This window comes from Thermogemmata fonticola (assembly GCF_013694095.1).
Lineage (GTDB): Bacteria > Planctomycetota > Planctomycetia > Gemmatales > Gemmataceae > Thermogemmata > Thermogemmata fonticola.
In genome coordinates this window covers 1-1,481 of the sequence record NZ_JACEFB010000033.1, presented here as the reverse complement: position 1 = coordinate 1,481, position 1,481 = coordinate 1, and the positions used below count along the sequence as shown (strand labels likewise).

General features: G+C 50.3%; 1 protein-coding gene. It reads left to right on the top strand.

Going from position 1 to position 1,481, the window contains the following annotated elements; translation table 11 throughout:
- The first annotated feature begins 810 nt into the window (after window positions 1-810).
- Complete coding sequence (locus H0921_RS17550; RefSeq protein WP_194539832.1) at window positions 811-1,392, top strand: hypothetical protein; 582 nt, start codon at window positions 811-813, stop codon at window positions 1,390-1,392.
- Window positions 1,393-1,481: the final 89 nt, after the last annotated feature.

Below are 1,481 nucleotides of genomic sequence, written 5' to 3'. Positions count from 1 at the left end.
CTGTTGTCATATCGGTGGGTTGTGGTAATTGGGATGGGGTAGGGTTTAGCGTTGCTGGTGTGCGGTCTGGTGCTCGTACCGCAAAACCGGCTGCTGGGGGAACCTAATGAGACCATTGAGATCGGTCTCCAATGTCCAACTGTACCGTAGGGCTATGCATGTGTTGAACCCGGAAAACCGTGTCGGTTTTTCGATTTACCAAGCGCGTGTGACCTATCTCCTAACAAGGTGAATTGTACTTGCCCCGATCCAAGAAGATGAGTTTCGTTCTTGAAGTTGATAGTAATGTGTGAAGATAGGGGGAGGGGCACTCCGATTGATACTGGGTCGATGGGGTGTCCCATATGTTGATGTGTGTAGTTGATACTTTTGAATTGTGGAGAGGAAGACATGGGAGCCATGAGACGATTATATTTCTGGTGGGGTGTGGGAGGGCTACTTTTGGTAGGTGCCGATCGAGGTTTCGGAACGGATTCGGACCTACGAGAGTTGTTTTTGTCAGAATATAGGCAAGCCTATGATAAGTTGATTCAAAACTATACAAGCATCGAATACAGTTATCGTGGTGAGAATCCATCGGGGAAAGGGCTTGTGCAAATGCAAGAAGCAGAGGGGAAGTTTGATTTGAATCTCTATTTACTGAGGTCTAAGGGATGGGTTGCGAAGAGTGACACACGAGAGATGGTACGTGAGTATAAGCCTGTGATTAGTGGAGGGAATACCAAGTATGCTTTTGAGATTATTGAGGGAGGAAAAGGATATTTGTTGAGGAATTGGGAGCCGGCATCTCCAAGTGGGCGAGTACAATTTATGCCCTTCATAGCACCGATAGCGGATCAGTGGACGAACCGGACTTATTTGGAAATAGCTGAGGATGCCGAGACGAAATTTTTAGAGATGCGGGATACGGAGTATCGAGGCCGGAAGGTGAAACAACTGACGGTGGTAGTGTCTCATTTGGATGTGGTGACAAAGAAACCTACGCGGACGAAGAGTAGTTACTTTTTTGATCCGATGCGGGGTTGGGTGTGTGCGGGCTGGACTCATGACATTGGGTCGGGAACACGCTATTTGGAGTCGCATCACGAGTATGAGGGGGAAGGGGAATATCCGCCGTTGAAGGTGATCGAGGTGGGGGAGCGGGATCGTCAGGATTCTAAGTATTACGAGTTTCGTTGGAGGATAGAGTTTACGCGTTTTGAGCGGTTAGGTGGGAAGTTGGATGAGTCGGAGTTTCGGTTGTCGGCGTTTGGATTGCCGGAGCCGGTGGGTGTGGAGTGGGAGCGGCCGGTGCGGTGGTATTTGTGGCTGATGCTGGCGGGGGTGGTGTGTTTGGTAGCCGGCGGAGTATTTTATTGGCTGAGCCGCCGCCGAGCCGGAGGGACGAACTGAGGGGAGAGCACAGCACATCCATGTGATTGGAGGTAGTAATCATGGCAGCATCTCGGTATTTGGTGCTCAGTTTGTGGCTAGGTGGTGTG

Bases quoted from the DNA above. Each gene is read 5' to 3' on its own strand.
- H0921_RS17550 (WP_194539832.1), top strand. From the start codon at position 811: ATGCCCTTCATAGCACCGATAGCGGATCAGTGGACGAACCGGACTTAT.